This window comes from Arthrobacter sp. Hiyo1 (assembly GCF_001263615.2).
GTDB lineage: Bacteria > Actinomycetota > Actinomycetes > Actinomycetales > Micrococcaceae > Arthrobacter.
Genome location: NZ_DF952475.1, coordinates 305,464 through 306,322, shown reverse-complemented (window position 1 = coordinate 306,322; position 859 = coordinate 305,464). Strand labels below are relative to the sequence as shown.

The 859-nt window shown below is 66.9% G+C and carries 1 pseudogene; it reads right to left on the bottom strand.

The features are described from left to right. Positions 1-859: pseudogene (locus AHiyo1_RS20395) on the bottom strand (AAA family ATPase); the annotation flags it as partial.

The window sequence follows — 859 nt, the reverse complement described above, 5'->3', positions numbered from 1 at the left end:
ACCAGGGCCGGGTCGTAGGGGATCCGGACGACGGCCCGGACGAACGGCTCAAAGCCGTCCGCGATCCGCTGCGCCTCGTCTTTGGCCCGTTTGAGGGCTTCGCCGGTCATGCTGCGCTTGGCGTCGGTGGATTCGGAGACGATGACGACGGCGTTGCGGGCCAGTTCCGCGTTGTGGCCGCCACGGGATTCGAGGGTCTGCAGTGTCAGCCGGGCGGCTTCGGCGCGGTCTTCGATGGCCGTCACGGGGACGACGAGCTGGTTGGTGTGGTCGATCATCCGGCGCCAGTTCGCTGCCCGGGCGGTGTTGCCCGAATCCATGACCACGAGCCGGTAGTAGCGGGTGAGGACCTGGTGGGCGATATCGACTTCCTCGGCGGTGACTTCGTGGTCGCCTTCTTCGTTTTCGTCCGAGCGCAGGACATCGAACTTGTCGGCGGTCTGGTGATGGACGAACTTGGCGATTTCCGCGGCGTTCGTTGCCGGTGAGAGGAGCTCGGTCGATGAATCGATCAGGTCCAGGACGCTCCGGTCGTGGGAACCCTTTTCGGTGCGCCAGCCCAGGGTGCCTTGGGATTCGTTGTTGTCCCAGGCGACGGTGGCGGCGCCGCTGTAGCGGGCGAGGATCGCCGAGAGCATGACCACGGTGGGGGTCTTGTTCGCCCCGCCCTTGGCGGTTGACCACGGCGATGGTGCGGGGACCGGGCCAGTGCCGGCTGACGGTGCGGATGTCCTCGCGCTCGGAGAGTTCTTCCGGTGAGGGGTCCATCCGGAATCCCAGGCGTGTGAGTGTCCCCCGCCAGCCCTGCGTGGCCGGTTCCAGTACCGGGGCGCTGACCAGGAACGAGGTCTCCTTCAGG